At 67.7% G+C, this 25,902-nt stretch carries 25 protein-coding genes; 11 read left to right on the top strand and 14 right to left on the bottom strand.

The features are described 5' to 3' along the window. Window positions 1-2 precede the first annotated feature (2 nt). Genes ASF81_RS10080 through ASF81_RS10050 form a run of 8 tightly spaced genes read left to right on the top strand, consistent with a single transcriptional unit; the run spans window position 3 to window position 7,106 of the window. The gene (locus ASF81_RS10080) at window positions 3-923 is read left to right on the top strand and encodes a type IV secretion system protein (RefSeq protein ID WP_054765304.1); all 921 of its coding nucleotides are present in this window, start codon (window positions 3-5) and stop codon (window positions 921-923) included. Window position 924: 1 nt separating this feature from the next. After that, window positions 925-1,116: a hypothetical protein gene (locus tag ASF81_RS15075; protein ID WP_156363210.1), complete on the top strand. Its 192-nt coding sequence runs from the start codon at window positions 925-927 to the stop codon at window positions 1,114-1,116. Beyond that, the gene (locus ASF81_RS10075) at window positions 1,113-1,796 is read left to right on the top strand and encodes a virB8 family protein (protein ID WP_055808223.1); all 684 of its coding nucleotides are present in this window, start codon (window positions 1,113-1,115) and stop codon (window positions 1,794-1,796) included. The genes ASF81_RS15075 and ASF81_RS10075 overlap by 4 nt, the downstream gene beginning before the upstream one ends. Continuing rightward, entirely contained in the window at window positions 1,793-2,623 is an 831-nt protein-coding gene (locus tag ASF81_RS10070; RefSeq protein WP_055808221.1) for a TrbG/VirB9 family P-type conjugative transfer protein, read from the top strand. Before ASF81_RS10075 ends, ASF81_RS10070 begins: the two co-directional genes overlap by 4 nt. Further along, entirely contained in the window at window positions 2,620-3,732 is a 1,113-nt protein-coding gene (gene virB10, locus ASF81_RS10065) for a type IV secretion system protein VirB10 (protein WP_200932936.1), read from the top strand. Before ASF81_RS10070 ends, virB10 begins: the two co-directional genes overlap by 4 nt. Further along, window positions 3,732-4,739 (top strand): P-type DNA transfer ATPase VirB11, encoded by a 1,008-nt coding sequence (gene virB11, locus ASF81_RS10060; RefSeq protein WP_055808219.1) that lies wholly within the window; start codon window positions 3,732-3,734, stop codon window positions 4,737-4,739. The genes virB10 and virB11 overlap by 1 nt, the downstream gene beginning before the upstream one ends. After that, entirely contained in the window at window positions 4,705-6,525 is a 1,821-nt protein-coding gene (locus tag ASF81_RS10055) for a type IV secretory system conjugative DNA transfer family protein (RefSeq protein WP_055808216.1), read from the top strand. Before virB11 ends, ASF81_RS10055 begins: the two co-directional genes overlap by 35 nt. Then, window positions 6,522-7,106 (top strand): LPD7 domain-containing protein, encoded by a 585-nt coding sequence (locus ASF81_RS10050; protein ID WP_055808214.1) that lies wholly within the window; start codon window positions 6,522-6,524, stop codon window positions 7,104-7,106. The genes ASF81_RS10055 and ASF81_RS10050 overlap by 4 nt, the downstream gene beginning before the upstream one ends. 9 nt (window positions 7,107-7,115) lie before the next feature. Here ASF81_RS10050 and ASF81_RS10045 read toward each other — a convergent pair whose 3' ends face one another. The 6 genes from ASF81_RS10045 to ASF81_RS10020 all read right to left on the bottom strand — a co-directional run bounded on the left by ASF81_RS10045 (window position 7,116) and on the right by ASF81_RS10020 (window position 11,144). Continuing rightward, entirely contained in the window at window positions 7,116-7,559 is a 444-nt protein-coding gene (locus ASF81_RS10045) for a hypothetical protein (protein ID WP_055808212.1), read from the bottom strand. Between the two features lie 50 nt (window positions 7,560-7,609). Next, the gene (locus ASF81_RS10040) at window positions 7,610-7,963 is read right to left on the bottom strand and encodes a hypothetical protein (RefSeq protein ID WP_055808210.1); all 354 of its coding nucleotides are present in this window, start codon (window positions 7,961-7,963) and stop codon (window positions 7,610-7,612) included. Then, the gene (locus ASF81_RS10035) at window positions 7,960-8,976 is read right to left on the bottom strand and encodes a nucleotidyl transferase AbiEii/AbiGii toxin family protein (RefSeq protein ID WP_055808208.1); all 1,017 of its coding nucleotides are present in this window, start codon (window positions 8,974-8,976) and stop codon (window positions 7,960-7,962) included. The genes ASF81_RS10040 and ASF81_RS10035 overlap by 4 nt, the downstream gene beginning before the upstream one ends. Next, window positions 8,969-9,562, bottom strand: a complete 594-nt coding sequence (locus tag ASF81_RS10030) for a DUF6088 family protein (RefSeq protein WP_055808472.1) — start codon at window positions 9,560-9,562, stop codon at window positions 8,969-8,971. The genes ASF81_RS10035 and ASF81_RS10030 overlap by 8 nt, the downstream gene beginning before the upstream one ends. A gap of 71 nt (window positions 9,563-9,633) precedes the next feature. Next, window positions 9,634-10,626 (bottom strand): hypothetical protein, encoded by a 993-nt coding sequence (locus ASF81_RS10025; RefSeq protein ID WP_055808469.1) that lies wholly within the window; start codon window positions 10,624-10,626, stop codon window positions 9,634-9,636. Continuing rightward, window positions 10,623-11,144, bottom strand: a complete 522-nt coding sequence (locus ASF81_RS10020) for a MobC family plasmid mobilization relaxosome protein (RefSeq protein ID WP_055808206.1) — start codon at window positions 11,142-11,144, stop codon at window positions 10,623-10,625. The genes ASF81_RS10025 and ASF81_RS10020 overlap by 4 nt, the downstream gene beginning before the upstream one ends. A 234-nt stretch (window positions 11,145-11,378) precedes the next feature. Here ASF81_RS10020 and ASF81_RS10015 point away from each other — a divergent pair, with 234 nt between their 5' ends. Continuing rightward, window positions 11,379-12,659 (top strand): hypothetical protein, encoded by a 1,281-nt coding sequence (locus tag ASF81_RS10015; protein WP_055808204.1) that lies wholly within the window; start codon window positions 11,379-11,381, stop codon window positions 12,657-12,659. A gap of 51 nt (window positions 12,660-12,710) precedes the next feature. On the opposite strand, the gene ASF81_RS10010 is transcribed toward ASF81_RS10015, so the two are convergent. From ASF81_RS10010 to ASF81_RS09995, 3 genes are all read right to left on the bottom strand, one after another. Beyond that, complete coding sequence (locus tag ASF81_RS10010; RefSeq protein WP_055808202.1) at window positions 12,711-13,007, bottom strand: DUF736 domain-containing protein; 297 nt, start codon at window positions 13,005-13,007, stop codon at window positions 12,711-12,713. A gap of 1,032 nt (window positions 13,008-14,039) precedes the next feature. Further along, complete coding sequence (locus tag ASF81_RS10000; protein WP_055808199.1) at window positions 14,040-15,086, bottom strand: hypothetical protein; 1,047 nt, start codon at window positions 15,084-15,086, stop codon at window positions 14,040-14,042. Between the two features lie 16 nt (window positions 15,087-15,102). Continuing rightward, window positions 15,103-16,017: a nucleotidyltransferase domain-containing protein gene (locus tag ASF81_RS09995; RefSeq protein WP_055808197.1), complete on the bottom strand. Its 915-nt coding sequence runs from the start codon at window positions 16,015-16,017 to the stop codon at window positions 15,103-15,105. Between the two features lie 283 nt (window positions 16,018-16,300). Between ASF81_RS09995 and ASF81_RS09990 the strand changes: the two genes are divergently transcribed. Together ASF81_RS09990 and ASF81_RS09985 are read left to right on the top strand one after the other, a co-directional pair. Then, entirely contained in the window at window positions 16,301-18,013 is a 1,713-nt protein-coding gene (locus ASF81_RS09990; protein ID WP_162237592.1) for an SIR2 family protein, read from the top strand. Then, window positions 18,010-19,431 (top strand): nuclease PIN, encoded by a 1,422-nt coding sequence (locus ASF81_RS09985; RefSeq protein ID WP_200932935.1) that lies wholly within the window; start codon window positions 18,010-18,012, stop codon window positions 19,429-19,431. Before ASF81_RS09990 ends, ASF81_RS09985 begins: the two co-directional genes overlap by 4 nt. Window positions 19,432-19,502: 71 nt before the next feature. Here ASF81_RS09985 and ASF81_RS09980 read toward each other — a convergent pair whose 3' ends face one another. From ASF81_RS09980 to ASF81_RS09960, 5 genes are all read right to left on the bottom strand, one after another. After that, window positions 19,503-20,306, bottom strand: coding sequence for a hypothetical protein (locus ASF81_RS09980; protein WP_200932934.1), 804 nt, complete (start codon window positions 20,304-20,306; stop codon window positions 19,503-19,505). Window position 20,307: 1 nt separating this feature from the next. After that, complete coding sequence (locus ASF81_RS09975; RefSeq protein ID WP_055808190.1) at window positions 20,308-20,823, bottom strand: helix-turn-helix domain-containing protein; 516 nt, start codon at window positions 20,821-20,823, stop codon at window positions 20,308-20,310. Window positions 20,824-21,138: 315 nt separating this feature from the next. Then, window positions 21,139-23,154 carry a ParB/RepB/Spo0J family partition protein gene (locus ASF81_RS09970; protein WP_055808188.1) on the bottom strand — a complete coding sequence of 672 codons (2,016 nt, stop codon included), beginning with the start codon at window positions 23,152-23,154 and terminating at the stop codon, window positions 21,139-21,141. Between the two features lie 238 nt (window positions 23,155-23,392). Continuing rightward, complete coding sequence (locus tag ASF81_RS09965; RefSeq protein WP_055808186.1) at window positions 23,393-24,367, bottom strand: SEC-C domain-containing protein; 975 nt, start codon at window positions 24,365-24,367, stop codon at window positions 23,393-23,395. After that, a complete protein-coding gene (locus ASF81_RS09960; RefSeq protein ID WP_055808184.1) occupies window positions 24,367-25,659 on the bottom strand; it encodes a hypothetical protein in 1,293 nt (430 codons plus the stop codon). Before ASF81_RS09960 ends, ASF81_RS09965 begins: the two co-directional genes overlap by 1 nt. Window positions 25,660-25,902 lie beyond the last annotated feature (243 nt).

The raw sequence follows: 25,902 nt of genomic DNA, 5'->3' as shown, positions 1-25,902 counted from the left end.
CCATGAGCTTCCGCGTCTTCGAGCCCAGCTACGACTTCATCGACGAGCGGTTGAACGTCTTTCTCGGCGACCGCCTGTCCTCGGTCATCGCCGAGGTCGAAGGTCCGCTGCGGATCGCCTTGGTCCTCTATGTCGTGCTCTACGGCGTCGCCATCCTGCGCGGCGCGATCAGCGAACCGGTGATGGACTTCGCGGTCCGCTCGCTGAAGCTGGCCTTCCTCTATCTGCTGGCGACGACGGCGGCCTATTCCACCTTCGTCACCGAGCCGTTGTTCACCGGACTGCCCAACGCCCTGACCCGCGCGGTCAGCGGAGCGGATACGCCCAGCGTCGGCGCGGCCTTCGACCAGTTCTTCGCCTATGCCGCCTGGTTGGGCGAGGACATCTCGCGCGACGCGTCGGCCTTCAACCCCGGCCCTTATGTGGTGTCGGCGGCGGTCTTCCTAGTCGGCGCCTTGGCCGCGGCCCTCGGCTTCGGCGTTGTGCTGGTGGCCAAGTTGGCCCTCGCCCTGCTCGTCACCCTCGGCCCGATCTTCATCGCCTGCGCCCTCTTCGACGCGACCCGGCGCTTCTTCTTCGGCTGGCTCAGCCAGGCGGTGAACTATCTCGTCCTGTTCGCCCTGATCATCGTCATCTTCCAGCTCGTGCTGTCGCTGGTGCGCGATCAATGGGGCGCGATCCAGGGCGCCGATCCGATGATTGGCGGCCTGATCTTCATCGCCCTGTGCCTGCTGGGCGCGATCTTCTTCCTGCAGACCCCCGCCATCGCCGCCGGGATCGCCGGCGGCGCTAGCGCCGGCCTGGCCGACTTCGCCAACGCCGCCGCCCTGGGCGGAAGCGGCTCGGGCCGCGCCCAGGGTCCGCAGGAATCCAGCCGCCAACCCCCGAGGAGCGGCGGCTCCATCCGACCGAGAGGCGCCTGACATGACCTACCGCTCACTTCTGCTCGCTAGCCTGTTGCTGCTGGGAGCCTGCGCCCACCGCGGCGATCCCGCGCTGCCGACCTGCGACGGCTCCGCCCGGCGACCGGCCAACCCCCACGGATCGGTGCTGACGCCCGCGGCCGAGCGTCCCGCCAAACCCGTCGCCTCACCGGACACGGGAGGTTGCGCATGAGCGGCGTCCCCTCCTCCGAGCTGAAGCGCTATTTCGTCGAGGCGCGCCGCTGGGACCAGGACCGCCTGGCCTCGGCGCTCCGATCGCGCCGCCTGGCCTGGTCCGCCGCGGCGCTCGCCACGGGTCTGGCCGTGGTCTCGACCGGGGCCGTCGCCCTGCTGACGCCGCTCAAGTCGACCGAGCCCTTCGTGATCCGGGTCGACCAGGCCACCGGCGCGGTCGACGTCATGCGCGGCCTCTCCGCCGAGGGCGGGCCCGTCCGCTACGAGGAAGCGGTCAGCAAATACTTCCTCGGACAATACGTCCGCCAGCGGGAGGGGTATCTCGACCCGGCGGCGGAGGACGCCTTCCGGCTGGTGTCCATCCTGTCCGCGCCCGGCGAGCAACGCCGCTGGGCCGATCTGTTCCGGGGCTCCAACCCGGCCAGCCCGCAGAATCTCTACGGTCCGGACGGCGAGGCCATCGTGGCGATCCGCGCCATCGGCTTCATCAACGCCGGCGTCGCCAATGTCCGCTTCCGACGCACGGTCCGCCAGGCCCAACAGACCGTCGAGAGCGACTGGATCGCCACCATCGCCTTCACCTACACGCGCGCGCCGATGTCGGAGCCGGACCGGCTGAGGAACCCTGTCGGCTTCCAGGTGACCTCCTACCGCGCCGATCCGGAGGTCATCCGATGACACGTCCCCTGTCCGCCCTGGCGCTGATCGCCGGCCTGGTCGTCCTCGCCGCCCCGGCGATGGCGCAAACACCCCCCGATCCCCGGATCCGCGAGGTCGTCTACGACCCGGCGGCGGTCTACCGGATCGCCGGCGCCTTCCGGACGGCGACCCAGATCGTCTTCTCCCCCGAGGAGACCATCCGCCACGCCGCGATCGGCGACAGCGTCGCCTGGGAGGTGGCGGCAGAAGGCTCGGTTCTGTTCCTGAAGCCGCGCGAACGCCATCAGGCGACCAATCTGCTGGTGGTCACCGAGCGGGCCGGCGTCATCCGCCACTACGCCTTCGAACTGGTCGCGCGCGACCCTGGCGACCGCGCCGCCCTCGCCTATCAGGTGCGCTTCCGCTATCCGGCCGACGATCAGGCCCAGGCCGCCCGCGCCCTGGCCGTTCAGGCCGCGGCGGTCGAACAGCGCCTGATCGGCCTGGAGCTGGACCGCGGCGTTCTCGAAGGGCCGCGCAATCTGGCCTGGTCCGCCCAGGGCGATGCGGCCCTGCAGCCGAGCGAGGTCAGCGACAACGGCCGCGTCACCGTTCTACGCTTTCCAGGCGTGCAGGCCTTGCCGGCCCTGTTCGAGGTCGCCGAGGACGGCTCGGAGCGGCTCATCCCCTATGACGTGCGCGGCGAGTTCGTGGTCGTCCACGGGGTCGCGCGGGGCCTGCGGCTGAGGCGCGGGTCATCCGTCCTCTGCCTGTTCAACGACGCCTTCGATCCTCGCGGCAGGGGGCTGGGCACGGGCACGGCCTCGCCTGTCGTCGATCGGGCGCCCGTCGGAGATCCGTCATGACCGGGGCCGCGCCGACGCCTCCGGACGAGAGTCCGTCCCCGGCCTCGACGGCGGCGGACCGCGGCGTCTCGCCGATCGCCGGACGGTTCGGCGGGCCGCGCGGCAAGATGATCACCCTCGCCGCGCTCGCCGCCGGGTGCGGCGTCTTCCTGATCGCGAGCTGGGATCGGGGCGACCGCGACGCCGATCGTCCGACGACACGCGATGAGCCGCCGCGGCAGACCGCGCCGTTCGAGCCCGCGCGACGGGCTCCGCCGCCGCTGCTCAGCGATCCGGTCGTCGATCCGGAGGCCCCCGGGCTCGACGACGGGCCTTCCATTCCGCCGATCGAGGCCGGACCTGAAGGCGCGCCCCGTTCCGGTCCGTCGCCTGCGGAGGAACGGCGCGCCTTGGCCGAAAGCGCGCGGCGGGCTCCGGTGCTGGTCTACAGCCGGGCCGGCGGGGCCGCGGTTCCTCCGCCAGCTCCGGCGCCCGGCGCGCCCGCGGGACCGCAAACCGACCTGGACCAGCTCCGTCAGGTCACCCCGGTCGGTCAGGCCCGCGCGGGCCGCCTTACCGACCGCAACCTGCTGATCACGGCCGGGACCAGCGTCCCCTGCGTGCTGCAGACGGCCATGGACAGCACCACGCCGGGCTATGTGACCTGCGTCCTGTCCCGCGACGCCTGGTCCGACAACGGCGCCGTGGTGTTGATGGAGCGCGGCACCCGGGTTCTCGGCGAGTATCGCGGCGGCCTCCAGCAAGGCCGGCGCCGGCTGTTCGTCCTCTGGACCCGGGCGGTGACGCCCACGGGCGTCGCCGTCGCCCTCGCCTCGCCGGCCGCCGACGCGCTCGGCCGATCCGGCTTCGACGGGGTGGTCGACACCCGCTTCTGGGATCGGTTCGGGGGTGCCCTTCTGCTGTCGATCGTCGATCACGGCGTCTACGCCGCCGTGGGCCGCGAGGACGGCGGCGCGACCGCCCGCCTCCCGTCCGACGCGGCCGGGGTCGCCCTCCAGGGCTCGGTCGACATCCCGCCGACGCTGCGCAAGGGCCAGGGCGCGGAGGTATCGATCTTCGTCGCCCAGGATCTGGATTTCTCCGGCGTCTATCAGCTGCGGTCGCGGTGATGGACGACACCTCCGTCCTCGATCACTACCTCGCGCCGCTGCGCCCCTTTCTGGAACCGGAGACGGTGACGGAGGTCGTCGTCAACCGCCCCGGCGAGGTCGGGGTCGAGGCCGACGGCGTCTGGCGCTGGGCCGAGGCGCCGGACTTGACCGAGGCCTGGCTGCGCACCCTCGCGGTCGCGGCCGCCGCCTACACCCGACAGGACGTCAGCCCCGAACAGCCGATCTGCTCGACCACCCTGCCCGGCGACATCCGTTGCCAGATCGTGCTGCCGCCGGCGGTCGCCGACGGCGGCCTGTCCTTGACCCTGAGAAAGCCGTCGCGGCGACGCCTCGGCCTGGTAGAGTTCGCGGCGGCCGGCCTGTTCGACCAGGTCGCCGACGCCCGTGCCGAGACCGCCGATCCCGTCGACGCCGAGCTGACGCGCCTGCGCCAGATCGGCGACTGGCCGGGCTTCCTCACCCTGGCCGTCACCGCTCGCCGCAACATCCTCATCTCGGGCGCCACCGGCTCGGGCAAGACCACCTTGGCCAAGGGTCTGATCGCCCTCATCCCCGATCACGAGCGTCTGCTGACGATCGAGGACACCCGCGAGTTCGTGACGCCCCACCGCAACGTCGTCCATCTGGTCTATTCCAAGGACGGCCAAGGTCTGGCCCGGATCGGCCCCAAACAGCTTCTGGAAAGCGCCCTGCGCATGCGGCCGGACCGCATCCTGCTGCAGGAGCTTCGCGACGGCACGGCCTTCTTCTACCTGCGCAACGTCAACTCGGGGCATCCCGGTTCGATCACCACCGTGCACGCGGATTCGGCCGCCCTCGCCTTCGAGCAACTGACCTTGCTGGTGCGGGAATCCGAAGGCGGGCGCGATCTGCCGCGCGAGGACATCCGCGCCCTGTTGCACCTGCTCGTCGATGTCGTCGTCCAGATGAAGAAGGTCGACGGCCGGTTCCGTGTGACGGAGATCTGGCATGACCCGCTTCGCAAGCGCCAGCCCGGCGACTAGGGGGGCGCTGATCGCCACCGCGGGCCTCGCCGCCGCCGCAGTCCTGGGCGTTCTCACCGTGACCATCGCCCTCATCGGCCTGGGTCGGTTCTCCGGCGATATCGACCCGACGCGCGTCCCCGGCTGGCTCTGGTACTACCGTCACGATCCCGAGTTGCGGCGCTGGCTGGCCGTGGGCCTGTCATGCGCGGGTCTGGTCGGCGGGATCCTGATCGTCGCCGTGCTGCTCCACCAGAGACGCCCGCTGCACGGCGCCGCCCGATGGGCGTCGGCGGCCGAACAGCGCCACGCCGGTCTGAGCTCGCGCCGCGGCGTGGTCCTGGGGCGGGCCGACGGCGCCTTCCTGATCGCCGACGGCCCCGAGCATGTGATGCTCTACGCCCCGACGCGCACCGGCAAGGGCGTCGGCGTGGTCATCCCGAACCTGCTTGCTTGGCCGGACTCGGTCGTGGTGCTGGACATCAAGCGCGAGAACTATGTCGCCACCGCCGGCTACCGCGCCGAGGCCGGCCAGACGGTCCATCTGTTCGATCCCCTGGCGTCGGACGGCCGAACCGCGCGGTTCAACCCCCTGGCCCACATCGACCGCGCCGATCCGATCCAGGTGCTGGACGAGCTTCAGCGCATGGCGGCGATGCTGTTTCCAGTCCATGACAGGGCCGATCCCTTCTGGGCCGAGGCGTCGCGCACTGGCTTCATCGGCGTGGGCGGCTATGTCGCCGCCACGCCCGATCGCCCCTTCACCCTCGGCGAGATCTTCCGCCAGCTCACCGCGGGCGACGCCCGTGCTCGGCTGCCCCGCATCGTCGCGGCGCGCGCGCGGGAGGGACGCCCTCTTCCGGGGCCCGTCGTCGCCGCCCTGACGGACTTCACCAGCTCCAGCGAGAACACCTTCGCCTCCGTGCGTCAGTCGATCACCACTCGCATGGGGCTGTGGCTCAACCCCCGGATCGACGCCGCCACCTCGGTCTCGGATTTCGACCTGCGCGACCTGCGCCGCGGCGATCTCTCCCTCTATCTGGGCGCCACGCCGGACAACATGCTGAGGATCCAGCCGCTCTATGCGCTGCTTTTTCAGCAGCTGGTCGATCTCAACAGCCGCAGCCTTCCCGCCCCCGCCGACCGTCCGACCCTCGTCCTGCTCGACGAATTCGCTCGCCTCGGCCCGGCGCCGGTGCTGGCCCACGCCTTCGCCTGGGTGGCGGGCTACGGACTGCGTCTGCTGGCCGTGCTTCAGAGTCCCTCCCAGCTCCGGGCGCTCTACGGACCCGATCTGGCAGAGGACGTGATGACCAATTGCGGCATCGAGATCGTCTTCGCGCCCAAGGAACTGAGGATCGCCCGGGAGCTCAGCGAACGGCTGGGCTATTATACGACGGACGGGCGAAGCCGCAGCCGGCCGGCCGGCCTCGCGCGCGGCCGACGCAGTACGACCGTGTCCGACCAGCGCAGGGCGCTGATGCTGCCCCAGGAGCTCATGCAGCTTCCGCAGACCGCCCTGATCGTCCTGAAGGCCGGTCTTCCGCCTGTTCGCGGCCGCAAGATCGCCTACTGGCGCGACCGGATTTTCCAGCGCCGTCTGCGTCCCGCTCCCACGCCCGCGCCGACGGTCGAAGCGCCGGTCGTCCCGCCCGCTCTCGAGGAGGATCCCATGGATTTCGACGTCATCGCCCGCGCCTTCGCCGCCGAAGGCCTTCCTCCGCCCCCGCCCGACGCGGATGAAACCGATGTGGCGGCCTGGCTCGACCGCGTCGTCGACGCCACCCCGCCGGAGCGCGAGCCATGACCCCGTCAGAGCCCGCTCCGGCGGTCAACCGCCTGCGGCCCGCGCCCGGCGCACCCGGCCGCTCCACCGCCAAGGGCGACGTTCCGGACGCGGTGCTCGACCGCTATCTGGTCGAGCGCGATCTCAGGGGCCGGGCGGAGCGGTTCTTCCGGGATCATCGTGCGCCCGCGCCGATGTTCCGCGACCGGGGTGGATCGCTCACCTCGACCCAGGCCTATCCCGACGCCGTCATCGACATGCTCAAGATCGCGCGGCACCGCGGCTGGGAGCGGATACAGGTCTCTGGCGACCCAGCCTTCCGGCGCGAGGTCTGGATACAGGCCCAGAGCCTGGGTCTGGAGGTCCACGGCCATCGGCCCAGGGATCGCGATCGCCAGGCGGCCGGAATCGACCGGGCTTCCTCCCAGAAGCCCCTCCAGGATCCGCTCGCCGAGCGGCTCGCCCGCGCGGCCGTGGTGGTGGCCCGTCTCATCCCCGATCCCGCCATCCAAGCCAAGCTGCTGGAGGCCGCCTGGGCGCGCGCCGGCCGCGCGCGTCCGACGGAACGGGACACGATGCGCGACCGCGAGCGGCGGCGCTAGCGGTCGCGCCTAGAAAGTGTTCTTCAGATACGGCGACACGGTGAAGGCCGGGAATCCGACGCCGTCCCTCATCCGGTTCATCAGGTCCCAATACATGCCCAGCGCCAGCGGATCGCGGATGTCCGCCGGAATATCGAAGCTGTAATCGCCCTCGAACCGGTCGCCACGTCGCCAGGCCCGGGCGAACTCCGGCGAGAGGTAGGCGAACAGGGCCCGGCGGATCTGGTCCAGGAACTCGCCGATGGTGCTGGCGTGATAGGAGAAGACGTCGGTGTAGAACCACTGCTGGAAGTCCGGCACCGACCGATAGACCATCCCCTCATCGACCTCATGGCCGTGCCGCGCGAGCATCGCCCTGATCTGCTTCACCCGGGCATCGAGCCGGGAGAAGTTGTGCTTGTTGGCGTCGCCGACGACCTTGAGCAGCCAGATGCGGGAGACGCGCAGGTCCACCGACAGGTCGAGTTCGGGAAGCCAGACCTTGGGACAGACGCACTCCGCGTTCAGCCAGTCCGCGAAGGCCGAGGCGGAAGCCGCCAGACCGGAGGCGTCGGCGCCCAGGGTCGGCTGACGGCCGATGCCGTCCAGATAGAACAGATAGGTTCGATCGGTCTCGCGCGCGCCTGCCGTCGAAGGCGCGAAGGCGAAGGGCAGCGCGGATGGCCGGGGCTGGGCCAGGAAATCGCCAGCAGGATGGCGAAGACCCGTTTGTGGGTTCCCGACTTGAACACCAGATTGGTCGGACGGGAGGTCATCGGATAGTCGAAGATCTCCAGATTGACCATGTCGTCGATCATGTCCCAGACCGCCTTGAGCAGGATCGCTTCCTGCTCGATCGGCGCGTAGCGCAGGGTCAACGGGCCGCCGCGGCGTTGGCGCGGTCCGCGAGCCCCGCGCAGGTCTCCATCAGCGCCTCGAAGGGCTCGGCGTCCGCCTCCAGCAGGCCGTCCTCGACCATCCGGCGGTAGTCGTCCCCGAGGGCCTCCAGCGAGGCGCCTTCAGGCTTCAGACGCAGGCCGCCCGTGACCGCCTGTCCATAGTCGATCTCCGCGCCGTCGGCGGTCTCGCGGAAGAACATCGCCTTGTGGCGCGCGACCGCCTCGGCGACCGCCCGATCCGCGATCGCGGTCTCGGCGAAGCCGGCCGCGTCCAGTCGGGACAGATCATGCCAATGCCGGGAGAAGCGATCGCCCCGCAGTCGTCCCTGCGCGCAATAGACGTGGGCGGCGGTGGCCTTCTCCCAGAAGGTCCGCTCGGCCGCCATCACCCGCGGCGTGGCGGTCGGGAAGACGACGCCTTGCAGATGGGCCGCCGCATCGCAGACCACGGGTCGCGGCGCGCTCGGCTCGCCGGTCGCCCGCGCGCCGAACTCGAGCATCACGCTGGGCGAGACATAGCCGGTGCCGGTGCTGGTCGGCGCATAGTCGACGAAGGCCTTGGCGCCCTCGATCCGCACCGTGGCGCCGACGCCGTCTGCGGCGATCCGGGCCTCCAGAAGCGGCCGCACCTCGCCCTCGACCCAGAGCGGCAACAGCCGCTGAACGTCCCGGGACCAGCGCCGCTCCTCAGCGCGAGTCCGCGGCACCGGGTCTTCGGGCGCATTGGCCAGATCGGGAAGCAGGCGACGGATGTCCCAGGTCAGATCGATGTCTTCCGAGAACCGCTGGATGACATCGTAGGCCTTGGACAGGGACGTCCCGCCCTTGAAGACCAGCCCCTCGCCCAAGGGCGCCTCGAACAGCGCGCTCAGGGCCCAGACGACCCAGACATCCTTCTCGAGCAGATGGGAGGGCCGGCCGGACGCCGACGCCACCGCCGCGAGGGCTTCGGCCCGGTCCTCGGCCGAAAGCTGCAGGAAGGTCTCAGACATGCGCCGCCTGGCTGACCGACCGCGCCAGCCAGGTGGGCAGACGCGGTCCGACGGACACCAGTTCGCCGAAGGCGGCGGGTCCCAGCTTTCGCTTCAGGGTCTCCAGCGCCGTCGGGGCCTTCTCCGGCCCCAGCCAGGCCAGGGCGCGAACCGCTTCGCCGGCCGGACGATCAGCCAGGAGCAGCTGCCATGCCGGCGCATGTTTGAACTCCACCGTCTGCTTGCCAACGTTGAGGAGCCGGCTCTTGCCGTTGGTCAGATAGACCATGCGGATCGGCACCTGGGTGGTCAGGCCCAGGGCGTTGGCCGCCGCCGCCCCGTTGGAGGCGACGACCTCGCCGCGCTGCTCGCTCACCGCGCGCACGACCGTTTCCACCGAAGGCGTCCGCGATCCGAAGCGGCTTTCCAGCGGACGCATGTAGACGCCGCGCCCGGCGCGCACGAGCCGCCCCCGTCGCACGAGGCGCGACAGGGCCTGATCCACCGCCGCGCGGCTGCCCAGATGGAGCAGCCCCTTGGCGGCGACCGGCGCGCCCTCCGGCAGGGCCCGGACGCGCTCCATGATCTGTTCAGCAAGGACTTGCATGATCGTCTCCGTGTCAGAAATATAGTTCTGTTTCTGACACTCCGCAACCGGGCCCGTGGAGTCGCGCCGCTTCATCGGCTTCGCTCTCGCCCGGTCGAGCGATCGACGCCTGCGTCCCTCAAGGCCTGGTCGCGCGTCTTCGGCCCGGGCCGGTCCCGCACGAACCGCTCCACCACCAGGGCCAGGGTGCGATCCGCCAGCCGATCGGACCGACCCAGTCGAACCGCTTCCGCGACCAGAGCGCGCCGCATCGCCAGTTCACGCGCCTGAATTGCCTCCAGCCACGGTCCCTCCCCGCCGTCGCCCCGGAGCGCGTCGCGGTAGGCGGCGGCGAGCGTCTCGGGCAGATCGCCCTTCCCCGCCACGAACCGCTCCCGCATCTTGCGGATCGGCGTCCGCTCCGCCTTTCGGGTCACGCCGCGCGTCCGCCGCGGGGTGGCCTCCGCCTCGATGGACCGGTCGCGCAGCGCCCGGGCGAAGCCCTCGCGCCAGATCTGCAGGTCGGCCTTGCGCGGATTCAGCCGCTCGCCTTCGCGTCCCAGCCGGCGCACCGTCAGATGCACGTGCGGGTGCCGTCCCTCGTCGTGCAGGGCGAAGACATAGGGGAAGCGCTCGCTGAAGGTCTCGGCCGCGAAGGCCCGGGCGGCGTCGTGCAGACGCACCGCATCCGTCCCCGCCGGCATGCTGATCACGATCGACAGGGAGACCGAGGCGTCACGCCTGCGTCCCGGTTCCATCGCGAACTCCTCGGCCCAGTCGCGGGCGAGCGCATGCACCTCAGCGCGCCCGTCCAGCCGCTCCCCGTCCGGCCCTTCCAGAGTCAGGGCGCCATTGCGGCTGATGTAGTCGAGGTGCGCCTTCAGGTGGCCGCCGTCCCGGGTACGGCCGGTCACCTTGACCATCACCTCCGGCGCCCGGCGCAGGACCCGGATGAAGCGGGCGGCCGACTCCTGCCCTCTGTTCCGAGACGGCCGAAGCACCGCGGGCGTGATCCGCGCGCGGCGCGGATCGACCGGCGGCCGCAAGGCTTCCTCGAACCCGCGCGGCGAGCGGAAGTCGCTCACGGCCGCCCGGCCCAATAGGACAGGTTGCCGTCAAAGGCCTCGCCGAGCGCTTCCACCCAGGCCGCGATCTCAGCCTGAAAGGCGCCGAGCTGGGCCATCTCCAGATCGAGCACCTGCCCCTCCATCACCGCCGTGTTCAGGGCGCGGGCGATCTGGTTGATGTTCACGCCGATGCGCCGCAGCTCGCGCCGCACCTCGATCAGCGCCAAGGCCTCGGGACGGCTGAACTGCGGACGATCCCGCAACCGCCGCCGGATGAGCGCGACACTCCATTGGGTTCGCGACAGCCCGACGGCGGCGGCCTCGGCCTCCAGGAGACGCAGGTCGGTCTCGCCGAGGCGCAGGGTCAGCTTGCCCGACCTGGGCGCGCTGACCGCCTCCGGCGGCGCCGGAAAGGACGCCTGCGCAGCCCCCTCCATGAGCCGGCGAAGCAAGCGCGAGCGCCCGCCCTGCCCCGCCGCCGCGGCGTCGAACCGGCGGATCAGATCGGGCGAGACGCGAAGGGTGAGGCGGTCCATCGGGAGGTGGGTCTGTCAGACGTTGCCGGCGCAAAGCCTATCCTGCCCTAGACCGTCACCCCCTTCGCCCCGCAGGCCTACGGGGCTCCCCGCCCTCCCCTCGGCGACCGAAGACGGCCGCTCGCCCGCCGCTCTGAAGGGCGCCCCAGCCGGGCGGAGTGAACCCGCTGCATCCACGCGGATGGCACGCTATCTTCTCGCCTTTGGCCGGCCACAGCAGCAACGGATGACGGGATGTTCGGATACTACCGGCGACGATTGCTCTGGATCACGGAACGCCTCCGCCATCAGGAGGCGAACCTCGACGACCTCGCCAATCTCGCGGCCATGCAGAAATGGCTCATCCGCGAACTCTTCACCGCTGAGGACAAGCAGCAGCAGCTGAAAGCGGAGCGCAAAGTCCTCAAGGCGCAGTTGGCCTCACGTTTGGACAAGGACGAAAGCCGAAAGATCAAACGCCGCGTTGCTTGGCTGGACAGGCGCACGGAACGCTTGCGGGACGTCACCTATGTGTTGCGCTGCTTCGGCGACGGAATCGCATTCATCTACCTCGACCGGCACGCGGTGAAGCCGCTCTCTTTCGAAGGCGAGGGGCAGGTCATTAAACGCTCGGCGGGTAGCCTGTCGGGCAAGACCGGTCTGGCGATGGAGCTCCACGTTCTCCGATCCGCTCTCGACCACGGCGTGCCTGCGCTTCTCTGTGACCTCACCAACTCGATACGACATGGCGACGTCTGCCTGTTGGGCGGCTCAGACCCTCATCTGATCGAGGTGAAGACCCGGTCCGACGGCGGCGCGCGCGGACAGCGTCAGAAGGTGGATGTCACACGGCTGAACGACTTTTTCGAGAACGACGGCGGAGAGGTTCTAGGTGCCCCCACCGTGGCTCGCAGCGCCCTGTCTAGCAAACCCATCGACCACACCGCCGCCTTGAACGCTGTGATCGCCGCCGCCCGTGCTGAGGGCCGCTGCGTCGCGTCGCCGGAGCCGGGCGTTCAGATTGTCGGGCAACGGACGTCCAGCCGGATCCCCATCTTCAGCGATGTGGTGATGACGGGCAGCTTGGGCGTCTATTCGCTCAATGCCTGGAAGATGGACCGAACGTGGTTGTCGTACCGACCGTTCACCTTGCTCATCCGCGACCCTGACGCCCTTTTCGAATTCATCGCGGGCGACCTGTTCCTGATCGTGGTGATCGACTTCGACCGTCTCACAGACGCGTTCCAGGAGGCGGGGCTAACCGCCCGCCTGAACCGGGACAGTTCCTACTTCGTCAGCGGCCACTGGCCCGACGGCATGGAGGGGGCATGGGGCCTATCCGGCCACTATGCTGATCGGATCGGACTGGAGTTGATGTCTCCTCGCTGGGTCGCAGCCGAACAGGCGCGAAACGTCCTGCAGATGGCCGAGAACATCAAAGCCGGCGTGCACAGCTTCGTTGCGCCCATCCCGACGGAGGGCCCTTTGGCCGTTCTGCCTCGGGCCCTGAGCGCGCCAACCCTCGAAGAAGGATGACCCTGTTTCGGGGAACAGGCGCCCGCGCCGAGGCGCGGGCGCCTGGCTTGGTCACCGCGACCAGATCAGGCTGTGTCCGCCCTCAACCTCGACCAGCGAGGCGTAGATCGGCGCCGGGAAGCTGGGATCGTCGAGCTTGACCGACAGGTACTCACGGTTCTGCTGGCTCGTCTTCTTCCAGGCGGCGCCGAACTCGGTCTGGCCGGAGAAGATGCGGAAATCTGGGGCCTTCTCGTCGGTCTTTTCGTTGGCCCGCAGTTGGGCCGTCTTGACGTTGAGGGTCAGGGTCTTGATCGAACCGTTGTAGCTGCCGTCCGCTTGCTGGGTGAAGGTGCCGATGGTGGCCATTGTAGTCTCTCCTTGCTGATGTCGGGCCACGACTGCCGCGGCCTCGATGGCGATCGGCGGACCGGAGACCTGACGGCCCGCAGGGCGAGCATGGCGAGACCCCGCAGCGCAGCGGAGGACCGCGAGGGCGACTTTCTTGTCTCGCGAGGAAGGCCGTCAGGCCGGGGAAGAAAGTCGAGCGAGCGGTTGCGGAAGCCGGACGGGCTTCGGTCAGATCAGGCCATTGAGAGGCCGCGCAAGGCTGGCTCGTTGCAGGAGAGACAAATAATCACCGACGCCGGAACCACGCGGGCCAGTCACGCCGATCGTAGGGATCATGCCGCCAATGTCGGCGCAGCCGCTCCGTGACAAAGGGTTCGCCCAAGGCCCACCGCTCCAGCATCGTCTGGACCTGCCCCCGTTCGATCAGCTCAAGCCGGGACGCCGGACGCCGACACGCGGCACACCGAAACCGTCCTGCGAACCAAAGTTCGCCAACCGCGATGGCACGCGGAATCGCGGGCAAGGTGGCCCCATCGATCAACTGGGTCCTTTCGCAGGGCTCACAGGCAATGCGCAACAGCAGACCATGCCGGCGCGCTGACTGCACCGTGACGAGGCGCGGCGGCGCGGGCGGCCCAAACGTCCTGTGCATCCTAGAACCAGAGCTTGAGCGCGGCCGATGAAATCGGCCCTTCGGCTTGATCCGCATTGTGGGTGTAGGAGACGCGCGAGACCCTGTGGCCGCACTGACAGCGGAAACGGTATGACGAGCCCGTCGGCGGCCAGTGTCGTGGTGAGCCGAAGAGCGGCTTAGGATCGAGCAAGGCCGCATGGTCGCACTTCGCGGCGTCGCACCGTACGACGAGGCGACGACCGACCTCCGGCACAATGTCCTCGCGCACGGTCGGCCCCGCACCCAGCTCTCTCACGGCTTGCTCCAATCTCGGCGAACCGACACCCGGGTCCGCGTTAGAGCCGACAGACCGCCAGAGGCAAGTGAAATGTTCCTCCTTTGTTCTTGCCCTGTGGATGTGGACGACGGGCGGTCAATCAGCGCAGCGCCTTGAGCACCAGATCGATGGCCGCCTTCAAGTCGCGAACGATCAGCGGCCCCGGAACTCGGACGGACTTGATGCCGGCGGCCGCCAGTCGTTCACTGATCGCTTCATCCCTCCGCGCGGCCTTGCCGCCGCGGTGGTGTCGGGTGGAATCGCAAAACACCGCCAGTCGCTGATCCGGAAAGAACATATCGGCTTCGGTAATCAGCCCCGGCAGGTCGCTGAGATCCTGCGCCCAGAGATCATAAATCGACGGATATGCGGACCCGTCGTCGAACAGGAGCATTTGCAAAACCGGCGTCAGGTTTTCCCGGAGAAGCCCCTGTAGCAGAAACAGCTCGATCGGCGACTCGGCGCCCCAGACGCGCCGCGCCCGGAACGTCTCGAACGGGGAGAACATCAGGCGGGTGCGATGGCGGTGGTACTTACGGAAGGGCTTCCCCTCTCCCATGCCCATGTTGACCACGCCTACGGTCTCGGGATCGAACCCTAGCTGCAGGTAGTACATGTCGGTCACCAGGCCGAGCCCGTCCGGAAAGGCGTCCCGCGGCCGGTCGCCCAGGAAGACAGTGATGTTGCCCCAGGCACCCCAGTGACCCGTAAACGGATTGAAATCGACGTAGCAGGGTTCCTGCTGCTGGAGCACGGCGTTCAAATCGATCTGACGGACGTACTCCGCGTCGACGTTCGACAGCACCGTGCCGCGTTTATTGGCCGGGACCAGCGAGATCGCATACGGCACGCCCATCATGACGCCGTCGACCTCGCGGAATGCAGCGATGCTGGTGACGACCGAAATCATCTGGAACCGGGTCCCCTTTTGACGAAATAGCTCCAGTTCGCCCTCGGACGGTCGGTCCTCGAGAACGAAACCCGCCGCCTCCATCATGTCGACCGTAATCGGCTGAACGCCGCCCAGGTGAAGCATGCTGAGTTTGACCCAATCCGGCACGGTGCCCAGCTCCAGACCGATCGGCAGGGCCGGGATGACGGCGTAGTCGGGATCGTCCAGCAGATGGGCTGGTCGGTTGTCGATCACGACGTCCGTCCGTCGATCACGCGTTGTCCGCCTCGGCCTCAAGACGCAACTGCGCGAGGCGTTCTTCGCAGACAGTCTTCACCAGACCGCGCAGCGCCTCGACCCGCTCGGTCAGCCAGGTCAGTTCGTCGGTGCTGATCTTGTAGTGTTTGGAGTACCGTGCCTTGACGTAGGCCTCGCGCAACAACTCAAAGCTTCGCCGCTCGAACTTGGTCTCGCGCGGCCAGGCGCCAGCCAACCGGGCGTCGATGGCCTCGCCCTTCTTGCGGAGGAAAGCGAGGTTGTGGGCCTTGCCGCTGTACAGCGTCACCACCAGCAGGATGCAGTGATAGAGATGCTCACTGGCTTGATGCAGACTGAAGGCTGCGAGTTTGTTGTTTCCGCGCTCGGCGTAGAACTGAGCCCCCGCTTGAAACTCCGCTGAGCTCGCCATCCACTCCGCGAAGGATTCCTCTGCCTCCGCCAACGCCGCCTGAGCTTTCAGATCGGCCGGCTTATGCAGCTTGGCACCGGGCGTGTCGTGAAGAAGAACCCCGTCCCGAACGATGTCCGCGAAGAAGTAGCGCCCCCTGTCCAACTGCTCGTTCACGTCATCCAGGCCATGCACGATCAGGCTGACCGGCGTGCGGATGTCCGGGCCCATGGGCATCAGGCGGTTCTCGGCGTCGTGCCAGAACTCGCCGTCGGTCAAATCCTCATGGTCGACGACGATCAACAGGTCGAAGTCGGAAAAGTAGCGACCGACCGGATCATGGACCCAGTCGCCGCGCGCGTATGATCCGTACAGGATGATCTTGAGGATCTTGCCGTTCTTCAGTCGTTCGGCGCGTCGCGTCGCGACGGCTTCCGCGAAAGCTTCCTGAATCATCTCGACCACGCGGCGCAGCTCGGCCTGCTTCCGCGCCGGCAAATGATCGAGGCTTTTCTTCATCAGTCGAGTCTCTCCGAACCCACGCCAGACGGCAAGTCTCCACCGCCCCCTCTCAACCGGTGGTATAAGGCACCCAATATGTGGATAAGTTAACACCCCTTGCCCCAACATCTGGTGTCGGGTAGCGTACGAGGCCGCGCAGGGCTGTGGGGGCAAGCTTATCGCGCGACGGACCTAGGAAGGGAGCGTCGTGGCGTTATCGACAGTTAGTGAAGCGAGTCGGCCGGATGGCCAAGCGTCCGCGTCCAATTCGGCCGTGCCGACGATGGATGTCGCACGGTTCATGCGCCTCTTTCAGATGCGCGCCACCCAAGTCATGTGGCTGCTTGGCGCGGGCGCCTCCCGCACAGCCGGCGTCAAAACGGCCTGGGACGTCATCTGGGATCTCAAGCACAAGCTCTATTGCTCGCAGAAGAAGCTCGCGCTCTCCGCGATCACCGATCTCAGCGATACGGTTGTGCAGAGAAAGATACAGGAACACTTCGACAGCTTGGGATCATTCCCGTCAGCTGGCGCGGAGGACGAATACTCGGCCTATTTCGAGGCCGCCTATCCGTCCGCGCGTGACCGCCGACAGTATCTGGACGGCATCATCGAAGAAGCGAACCCTTCGTTCGGTCATCGGGCGCTCGCCCTGCTGATGCGCGAGAACCTTACCCATACGGTCTGGACAACCAACTTCGACAAACTGGTCGAGGACAGCGCCGCCAAAATCTACGGAAGCACCGGCAGGCTGACGGTGGCCGATCTGGGCGAGCCCTCTAAATTGCAGCGCGCCATGCAGGAAGGCCGCTGGCCGGTACTCGGCAAGCTTCACGGCGACTTCCATTCGGATCGCCTCAAGAACACCAACGAGGAACTTCGAGACCAAGACGCCGCCATGCGACAGGCCTTCGTTGCGGCTTGCCAAGGCAACGGTTTGGCGCTGGTCGGCTACAGCGGCCGCGACACTTCGATCATCGCGGCTCTGACTGACGCCATAAACGGAGGCGCGGGATTCCCGGGCGGCCTGTTCTGGTTCAAGCGATCCACTGAAACGCCGTTTGAGGGCGTCACTTCTCTCATGAAGGCGGCTACGGACGCCGGCATCGAAGCCTTCTTCGTCGAGGTCGAAACGTTCGACGAGTTGATGTCTGACCTCGTGCGGTTTCTCCCGACGACCACCGGCAAGGTCGACGCCATCGGCGAAGCCGACCGGCCACGGCTGGGCAAGGCGCCGTTGCGCGCCGTCGGCACAAAGTTTCCCGTGGTCCGGACCAACGCGCTCCCGATCATCTCATGGCCCACGTCCTGCCGACTGGTGGTCTGCACCATCGGCGGTGTGTCGGAGGTCGTTGCGGCAGTTAAGGAGGCCGGCGTCGATCTCGACGTCAATCGTGTCCGCGCCGGTGTACTGGCCTTCGGCAGGGATGTTGAGCTTCGCACGGCCCTCGCTGATCGGGATATCACCAGCCTCGAGACCTACGCTATTTCTCCCGCGCGCCTACGATACGAGAGTGGCGAGCGAACACTCATTCGAGACGCCCTGGTCCGGTCGCTCGGCCAGCGCGAGACCCTCGCGATCGAGCGGCGGGGCCGCCGCATCCTGTTGCGGCCCGCCGCCGGAGCCGGCACGGCGCCGTTCAACAGGACGGTCGCTTGCGTTGAAACCCTGACCGGTGTCGTTCCAGGGACGACCGTTGCCTGGAACGAGGCCTGCGAAATCAGGCTGGACTGGAAGCTCGACGGCCTTTGGCTCCTCTTGGAGCCGCGCGTTGTCCTGGAGCTTGAGGACGGCACGGCCGAAGCCATGGTGGCGAAAGCGAAAGATTGGGTCCGAGAGCGCCGGGCGCAGCGACGCAATAAGCACGCGAACAGCATGCTGGACGGCTGGATTGAACTGATCGTGGGCACTTCGGACTCACTTCGCCTCCGCGCGTTCGGGATTTCCGACGGCGCGGACGCCGACTTCGAGATCGCCCGGACGACCGGTTTCAGCGGGAGGGCTCCGCAATGACCGTCGCCTACAAGCTGCCGGGCCACACTCAGTTTCCTGAACCTGCTCTACGGTTTGGCGGAGCGTCCGATCGAAATACAGACCTGCATCCGCTGCTGGGTCTCTCCCGGTTTGGCCCATACAGCCGTGACAGGTTGTCGGGCGTGGCTAACCCCATCCGGATCGCGATGATCGCACCGGCAGGGGGCGTCGATCGCTTGAATCGATTGATGCAGGAGTTGGAACAACCGCATCGGCCGAAAGAGCGAAAGGCCTATCTCCCGGACTATCCCGGCTTCTCGAAGCTGTTCGGCGTCAGCCTCGCCAAGGCGGTGGGGCCAACCGCCATCGAGCTTCCCGCGGACTTGCAAAAGCAGATGGCGGCCTCGCCTCGTCCGCACCAGGTGCTGGCCGACGCGATCACCCGAGCGTTGTTCGCGCTCCGCAATGTTCGCACGGAGTTCGATATCGTCCTGATCCACGTCGATCGAAGCTGGTCGGACGGATTCAGGACCACCGACGGCGAAGACTTCGACCTACGGCACCACCTCAAGGCAATCGCTGCATCGGAAGGCATCTGCATCCAGATCGTCCGAGACGAAGGCGCTTTGGGCTACTATTGCCGGTGCAGTGTCGCCTGGCGCCTCGGCGTCGCCTTGTACACCAAGGCCGGCGGCACACCGTGGGTGCTGGCTGATGTCGAGCCAGGAACCGCCTTCATTGGCATCGACTACGCTATGCGCTCAGACGCGGGACCCGCTTCTCGCTACGCAATCTGCTGCAGTCAGGTCTTCGACGCGGAGGGCTCCGGCATGGAGTTCGTCGCCTATGAAGCCAACGACGTGCGGATGTTCGGCAAGAACCCTTTCCTGCGCCGCGACCAGATGCTCAAGGTCATCTCCCGGAGCCTCCTGATCTATCAACGCAAGCACGCGGGCCAATCCCCACGCCGCATCGTCGTCCACAAGAACACCGAATTTAAGCCCGAAGAGGTTGAAGGCTGTTTCGATGCGCTCCCTCGCACGGACGCAATCGACCTTGTGCATGTCCAGCAGAGCAGCGGCTGGCGAGGGATGCATATTCCAGAGCCGAAAAAACCGCACGGCTATCCGGTCCATCGCGGTACGGCGCTGCAGCTGGGTGCCTATGAGACCCTGCTCTGGACCCAGGGCAACCTGCCCGTGGTGGCCAATGATCGTGACTACTTCAAGGAGGGCAAGGGCATCCCCGAGCCCCTGATGCTGGTTCGCTACGCGGGAAACGGACCGATGGACGATCTATGCCGGCAGACCTTGGGGCTCACGAAAATGGATTGGAACAACGACGGTCCGTATGATCGAGTCCCGGTGACCCTCAACTTCGCCCAGACATTGGCAAAGGTCGTGGTCCGTATGCCGACACTTGAACCTCGATCCTATCCCTTCCGGTTGTTCATGTAGACGCCGCCACCATAAGCGCCTGATCGACCCGTCAATTGCCATGTCCTTGCGGAAGTCGAACGAGGCGACGATCACGCGTGCCCGCTGAACAAGCCCCATAGCTTCACGGCTCCGAGCACGGCTCCGAACACAGGCGCGGCGGCGGCGCACGCCGCAACCACCGGGTGCTCCTTGATCCACGCGATCGCGCCGCCAAGGCCCCCCAACCCGTCGAATGCGCCCGCGTGGGTCTTCAGCGTCCCCTCATTGGCCTTGGTGGCGATCGCGTACATCAGATCGACCCGGTTCAGCAGGGACCGGTCCACCGTCGCGAAGTCCCGGCGCCCGAGAGCAGCGGCCTGGTCTGCGCCGTCAATCAGATGGTTCATCGCCAGGCCGTTTCGCGACGCCACGGACCGGAGCCGGTTGTCGATCGCGGCGTAGCCGTCGCCATAGAGATCGACCATGCGCGCCGCGAGATCGACGCGCTGGGCGTCGGGGATGGTCAGAGGTCGGCCTCCGAGAAGGCGATGACGGTTCTCGAGCGCGAGGAAGCCGAAGGTGGCGTTGCGCATGTTCCAGTGCAGCCAGTAGGTGCCATTCAAATTGTGCGCCACGAAGTCGTAGAAGCCGTCGAGGACAGCCTTTTCCGCCTTGTCGATATCCGCCGCCGTGGCCTGCGCCGGGTCACAGCCCGCCCGACGCAGGGCGGTATCCAGTTCGAAGCTCTGCGTCACGCCGGTGCCGAGATTACGCGCCGCGATGGCGGTAATCCGTCGTTGCGGCGTTTCGAAGCCTTCACAGGCGTAGTGAAGCACATACGCATGCGTCCGGGATTGCATAGCCCGCCCGATCTCTTCGCGGGCGGCTTTCCGGCGCGTGGGGGTGGTGGTCATTTCAGCTGGCCTTCCCGCTCGGGCGCTTGAGGCGCCGGGGGGCGCTCTTGTGCACGGCGATGCCGCGGGCCTTCTCCGCCTCGGCCTCGGCGTCTTTCAGATCCTTGGTGATCGCTTCCAGACGGGCCACGAGCGGCGTCATATCGTAGCGGTTCGACGTCTGGCCGCCGTGCGACCGGTGGCGCGCTTCCGAGACGATCAGGCCTCGCGCCTCCAGCCGCCGGATCGCGCGCTGGATGGTCTTGTCGGAAACGCCGAGCAGGCCGGCCAGCCTGGCCTTGGAGGGCCAAGGCATATCATCCGGCTTCCACCAGGCGTCGATCAAGCAGACGAGCACGGCGAGCTCGGATGCGCGGATGCCCAGAGCCGGAAGGGTCTGCAACAGGACCGACGGCACGACGGTGAAGCCGCCGTCGAGGCTGGACTTCCACTTCTGCCGCAGCACCTTGTCGGTTTCGGGCTTGCCCCGACGATCCGACAACCGGATCACCTTGGCCTCTTCCTCTTCGTCACTCATTGTGTATTGCTCCCGGACGACATGTCCGTGGCAGAAGATGCGGTCGATGACCTTGGAAATCTAGCAATCGACGCGTAAAGGGCCAGGTCATTCGGGTCTAGGGGGCCGGGACATATCCGTCTCTCCGGCCACCCCATGAGTGTCCCCCGATTCATGATCCGTGGCCTAGCAACCGGGTCGAACGACGCCCATGACTCCGGGACCCCAGGTCAGATTGACCCGGGGGATCGCCTATGAAATCGGTTTCAGTGTTCGCGAAACGAAAAAGCCGAGCGCCCCCAAAGGGCGCGCGGCGAGTTTTTGCCCTGAAGGAACCTATTCGGCGGCGAACGAATAAGCGTTGTCGTCACGGGGCGCTTCGGCGCCCGGCTCTTCCGGCTCCACCGCGTCCGACACCGTCCGCAGCGGGATGGGCAACCACCCCTTCCCCTCCACCAACCGTTCGGCGGCCTCGGCCATGTCCGCCTTCCTGAACCCGGCGATCCGCGCGGCCTCTTGGGCGCCCGCCGCCTCCGTCACCGCCTCCAGCACCTTGGGTTTGGCGACGCGGCTGAAGTAGCTGACCGCTGTCGCCGACCACGTCCCCGACATGTCCAGTCCGACCGCCGTCGCCAGCGTCTCGGCCTGCGCCAAGGCGCCGGGCCTGCGGTCGTGCGGATCGCGCACGGCGTAGAGGCCGACCCCGGCGCAGCAGGCCATCAGGTCCAACTGGTCCGACGGCGCCAGACCGGCCACCACGCCCCACAGGTCTTCCGGACGCTCGGGCAGACGCGCCCCCCACGCCTCGCACCGGTCGCGGACCCGCCGACCGGCGGGACCGTCGTCCACCCCCGGCGCCAGCCGCTCCAGCCCCGTGGTCGTCAGCCGAAGCTGCAGGGGCGTCCAGACGCCGTAGCCCGGATAGAAGACCTGCAGGACGAGGGCGTGGACCACGGTCGCCAGCGCCGCGTTCACATCGGCCTGCACCGCGTCGCGCAGCCCCATGGTCTTGTGCGCCGTCAGGTCGATCAGCAGACGATCCGACAGGGCCGAAGGCGTCTCGCCCTCGGACATGTCCGCGCCGGACTGCGCCCCGCCGTCCGCACCGTCGTCCGCCTCTTCCTCCGACCACGGCGACAGCGGATCGGCGGGCACGTCCTCGGCCCGGACCAGACCGCGCTCGAAGCGGGCGAGGCCGTCGTGACCGAGCATCACCATGACCCCGGCGCGCGCCCTGGCCTCGGGCGCATAGGCGAAGTCCGGGCCGAAGGCCTGCAAGGCCTTGTCGATCGCCTCCAGCCGCGCGTCCGCTTCGGGCGACAGGCCGTCGTCGCCCGCCTCGGAGACGATGCCGTCGTACTCCTCGGACAGGACCGCGATCTCGGCGGCGTCCGCCTCCGACCGCTCGACCGCGACCGGATAGACCCGACCGAACGCGGACAGGTCGGGATACCCCAGACCCGCCTCGGCCCACTTCCAGCCTTCCCGCTCGCACGCCTCGTCGGCCAGCCCGGCCAGCTTGTCGGCGACCAGCCGGTCCAGCAGGATCACGTCCTCCAGCCAGCCTCCGCCGTCCTCGGTGAACAAATCCCGGAGGATTCCGCCGCCCGCTTCGACGTAGGCCTCGACGCCGACGAAGCTGACGCGCCGGTCTTCGGCCCGCACCTTGGCCTCGGTCATGGCCCGACGAATGGCGTGGACGGGACGGTATTCGCCCAACTCCTCGAACACCTGCCGCTGCCGGTCCTGATCCGCGCTCACGCAGAAGGCCATGAGCTGGTCCAAAGCCAACGCCCCCTCCCGATAGGCCGCCATCAATTCGGGCGCCGCCGCGCCGAGCCTCAACCGCTGGCGCACCACATGAGCCGACACCCCGAACCGGGCGCCGATCTCCTCGGGACCGTAGCCCTTTTCGACCGCCAGCCGCTGGAAGGCCTCGAACTGGTCGGCGGGATGCATGGCCTCGCGGGTCATGTTCTCGTCGAGGCTGATCTCATGGGCGTCGTTCTCGGCGTCCACGATGCAGCGCACCGGGTGGGTCCGCTTGATCGCCTTGCGCTTGGCCAGCAGTCGAAGCCCCTGACGGCGACCCTCGCCGATGGTGACGAGGTAGTTCCCGGTCGGGGCGCCCTCCCCGTCCCGCTCGATCTCGACCACGGGCGGCTGCAACACCCCCTTGGCCTTGATGGAGGCCGCGAAGGCCTCGATGGTCGCCGGGCTGTGCGGGGTCTTTCTCGCATTCTTCGGCGAGGCCTTGAGCCGGTTCAGCGGAACGATCACCTCCGCGCCGTGCTGCGGCGCGGTCGCTTCGGTCGCTTCGGTCGCGACGGTTTGGGTGGATTGAGCACTCATGTCTCTGCCTCCTTTGGGCACGGGTTGCAGGCACGCGAACTGCGCGCCTGAAACCCTGCCCGTCGGCGAGACCGGGGTAGCAAGGGCCAGGGCGGACCGGCCGGAGGGGGATCGCCCGACCTGCACAAGCCTGACCCTGATGATTGTCATGACGCCCGTCGCTAGCGCGGAAGGTCGGGGAGACCGGCCGGTCCGGCGGCGAAGCCGCTTCACCCTGGCCCGCGCGAGGGCGGAGCCCTTAGCCCTTATGCGAGGCGCGCCAGGCGTCCTTCTGACGCGGCGTCGCGGACTTCAGCTTGAGGAAGACGATTTGACCGGGCTTGGCGTCGCCCCAGCTGACGTAGATCCGGCTGCTCCGGTCCGGCCCCACCACATCGATCATGTGGGGTCTGAGCACCGCGTCGGATGGCGTCGGCGCACCCTCGTCGAGGTGGAACTTCAATCCCAGACCTTGCAGGCGGAAGATCACCGCGACCAGCCGACCCTGATCCTCGTCGATGACCGGAAGGGTCGAGACGGCCGAGCGGCCGAGGGACGCCTCGTGCGCGTCCGGATCCGTCGGCACCTCCAGACGCATGAGGCTTCGGGGCGGAGTCGCCGTCAGGGCGTCGGCGATGTTCGCCATCGGCGGCGGATAGTCGCGGAATCGGTAGGGCCCGACCTTGAAGTCCATGCCCGTCGCATAGAGACCGGCCAGGGCCTTCATCGCCCAGAGTTCGAGCGCCTCGCCGGAGATGAGGGTCGAAAACCGCTTGCGCGACAGGGACGACTTGGTGGCATGCATCTGCGCGGCCTCCAAAGCCAGGAAAGCCCGCTGGGCATGGGCGTCCAGGGGCGAGAGCGCGGAGTTATGGCGCTGACAAAGGATCTTGGATGTCAGGGCGTCGGCGGACGTCGCCATGACCGGCTCCGCCTGCCACGGCATGCCCCTGACCTTGAGGCCCGGCCGGCTGATCAGGCCCCGGCTGATGTAATGCTCCCTGCTGATGGCGCGCGAGCAGTCGCAGGACCGGTTGAGATAGCATCTGGGGTGGGCATAGCCGGTGGCCGGCGGCGTCGGATGGATCGTACCCAGCTTCAGATGGGGCCGCCCGTCGGCGCTCAGACAACAGTCGCCGAACGGCTTCCCGCTTTCGCAGGGACAGCGGTCGCCGCGCGTCCAGGGGAAATCCCATTGATCCTGGGGCGGAACGACCCAACGCCGGGACGCCATCAGACCTCCGACGGCGGATAGGTCGTCAGATGATAGCCGCCGATCCAGCCGATCCGCTGGCCGTCATAAGCGATCATCGCGAACACGATCCGGGCGATGATCTCCCGGACGAACTGCACGTGAGGCCAGAGGCCCGATCCTGCCGAGGATCGCGGCTCGTCGGCGCGATAGTGGCCGCGGTGCACGATCTCGTTTCGGACGTTCACCGCACGATCCAGCGCCTCGAGATCGAGATCGGCGACCGGGACGTTCCACTGCTTCATAAGCAGTCTGACCTTGTCTTTCAGCGGCCGGCGATTCAGGTCCGCCATCTTGCCCGGCAGGGCCGTCAACAGCGCTTCAAGGTCAGGATCGCCTTGAGCGACCGGCGCCGCCGCCCGCATGGCGGTCGAGAGCCGTTTGAACTGCGTCGGCGAGAGAAAATGGCTCTGGCGAGAGGTCAGGTTGGCGTGGCTCAGGTTCTCGAGAACGGTCATGGCCTGAACCAGCCGCATCTCCGTGTACCCTGCGGCCATCACATACCACTCGAGGGCGAACATCAGCTGCTCGACCTTGAATACTGGTTCAAACCAGGCGTCGACGGCCGCGTGGACGAAGGCCTGCTGGTTGAGGAAATGGATGACGGGCTGATGGGTGTCGCCCCCGCCGGCCTGCTCGAGGACTTCGAGCGCCCACTTCGTGCCGCTCGCGTACTCCAGGATCGGGCCCTTGAGGTTCCGGCCGGTCGCGAAGCTCGTCATGAGCCTGAGGTACTCCAGCAGCCGCCCGGCCTCCGCCCGCCAAGCCGACAGGTCTGCGACGGCGGACGGCGCGACCAGGGTCATGAATCCCGAAATCGTGTCGTCGACGGGCTTGGCAGGGCCGCCGCCGACATAGATCGTTCCGAGGGCCGTCTCGACCTGATGCCGGCCGAAGCCCTGAAACGCCCGCAGTCCCATGCGCAGGAACGGCTCTTCATCCTTGCGCTCGGCTGTCAGGGTCGCCAGCTGAGCCTGACCCTTCAAGACAAGATAAGAACCCTCCTGATCGTCATGGACAGGCGCGTTGAGGTGCAGATGATCCGTCGTCAGCGTCACCTCGCCCGACCGCGCGACGAGGCTGTAGTAGGACACCGTCTCACCGTGGTCGTCGGGGCCGCGCAGCCAGGCCGTCGCCCTGCTGAAGGGCAGTTCCTCGAAGTCGAAGACGAGCGATCCGGACGGGGTCAGGGTGAGTTTGAACGCCACATCATGATGGTCACCGCCCCTTGAGAGGCGGCCCGAGAACGCCTGCGGTTTCCGGAAGTCCAGCATGAGACGACGGTAGTCGTTCCGGACGCCTGCCGAAACCGATGAGCTCTGTCCCAAAGACGCAGAGCCAAATCCTCGACCATTCGATCCGGCGCAGGTGGACGGACCAACAGCAGCGCTTGCTTTTCCGCGGCGTCGGCGTAGCTTTCCTCCAACGCCGTCAACGTCGGCGTGGCCGCTGCCCTGGCGAAGGACCCTTGGTCCAACGAGACGCACCCCACCCTTTCACGACCGCATCCTCCTGTC

Source organism: Brevundimonas sp. Leaf168 (assembly GCF_001423685.1).
Taxonomy (GTDB): Bacteria; Pseudomonadota; Alphaproteobacteria; order Caulobacterales; family Caulobacteraceae; genus Brevundimonas; species Brevundimonas vesicularis_C.
This window is presented reverse-complemented; position numbering and strand designations above follow the sequence as displayed.

Excerpts from the sequence above, each read along its gene's own strand:
- ASF81_RS10080 (WP_054765304.1), top strand. The coding sequence starts at position 3 with ATGAGCTTCCGCGTCTTCGAGCCCAGCTACGACTTCATCGACGAGCGG.
- ASF81_RS15075 (WP_156363210.1), top strand. The coding sequence starts at position 925 with ATGACCTACCGCTCACTTCTGCTCGCTAGCCTGTTGCTGCTGGGAGCC.
- ASF81_RS10075 (WP_055808223.1), top strand. The coding sequence starts at position 1,113 with ATGAGCGGCGTCCCCTCCTCCGAGCTGAAGCGCTATTTCGTCGAGGCG.
- ASF81_RS10070 (WP_055808221.1), top strand. The coding sequence starts at position 1,793 with ATGACACGTCCCCTGTCCGCCCTGGCGCTGATCGCCGGCCTGGTCGTC.
- virB10 (WP_200932936.1), top strand. The coding sequence starts at position 2,620 with ATGACCGGGGCCGCGCCGACGCCTCCGGACGAGAGTCCGTCCCCGGCC.
- virB11 (WP_055808219.1), top strand. The coding sequence starts at position 3,732 with ATGGACGACACCTCCGTCCTCGATCACTACCTCGCGCCGCTGCGCCCC.
- ASF81_RS10055 (WP_055808216.1), top strand. The coding sequence starts at position 4,705 with ATGACCCGCTTCGCAAGCGCCAGCCCGGCGACTAGGGGGGCGCTGATC.
- ASF81_RS10050 (WP_055808214.1), top strand. The coding sequence starts at position 6,522 with ATGACCCCGTCAGAGCCCGCTCCGGCGGTCAACCGCCTGCGGCCCGCG.
- ASF81_RS10035 (WP_055808208.1), bottom strand. The coding sequence starts at position 8,976 with ATGTCTGAGACCTTCCTGCAGCTTTCGGCCGAGGACCGGGCCGAAGCC.
- ASF81_RS10030 (WP_055808472.1), bottom strand. The coding sequence starts at position 9,562 with ATGCAAGTCCTTGCTGAACAGATCATGGAGCGCGTCCGGGCCCTGCCG.
- ASF81_RS10020 (WP_055808206.1), bottom strand. The coding sequence starts at position 11,144 with ATGGACCGCCTCACCCTTCGCGTCTCGCCCGATCTGATCCGCCGGTTC.
- ASF81_RS10015 (WP_055808204.1), top strand. The coding sequence starts at position 11,379 with ATGTTCGGATACTACCGGCGACGATTGCTCTGGATCACGGAACGCCTC.
- ASF81_RS10010 (WP_055808202.1), bottom strand. The coding sequence starts at position 13,007 with ATGGCCACCATCGGCACCTTCACCCAGCAAGCGGACGGCAGCTACAAC.
- ASF81_RS09995 (WP_055808197.1), bottom strand. The coding sequence starts at position 16,017 with ATGAAGAAAAGCCTCGATCATTTGCCGGCGCGGAAGCAGGCCGAGCTG.
- ASF81_RS09990 (WP_162237592.1), top strand. The coding sequence starts at position 16,301 with ATGCGCCTCTTTCAGATGCGCGCCACCCAAGTCATGTGGCTGCTTGGC.
- ASF81_RS09985 (WP_200932935.1), top strand. The coding sequence starts at position 18,010 with ATGACCGTCGCCTACAAGCTGCCGGGCCACACTCAGTTTCCTGAACCT.
- ASF81_RS09980 (WP_200932934.1), bottom strand. The coding sequence starts at position 20,306 with ATGACCACCACCCCCACGCGCCGGAAAGCCGCCCGCGAAGAGATCGGG.
- ASF81_RS09975 (WP_055808190.1), bottom strand. The coding sequence starts at position 20,823 with ATGAGTGACGAAGAGGAAGAGGCCAAGGTGATCCGGTTGTCGGATCGT.
- ASF81_RS09970 (WP_055808188.1), bottom strand. The coding sequence starts at position 23,154 with ATGAGTGCTCAATCCACCCAAACCGTCGCGACCGAAGCGACCGAAGCG.
- ASF81_RS09965 (WP_055808186.1), bottom strand. The coding sequence starts at position 24,367 with ATGGCGTCCCGGCGTTGGGTCGTTCCGCCCCAGGATCAATGGGATTTC.
- ASF81_RS09960 (WP_055808184.1), bottom strand. The coding sequence starts at position 25,659 with ATGCTGGACTTCCGGAAACCGCAGGCGTTCTCGGGCCGCCTCTCAAGG.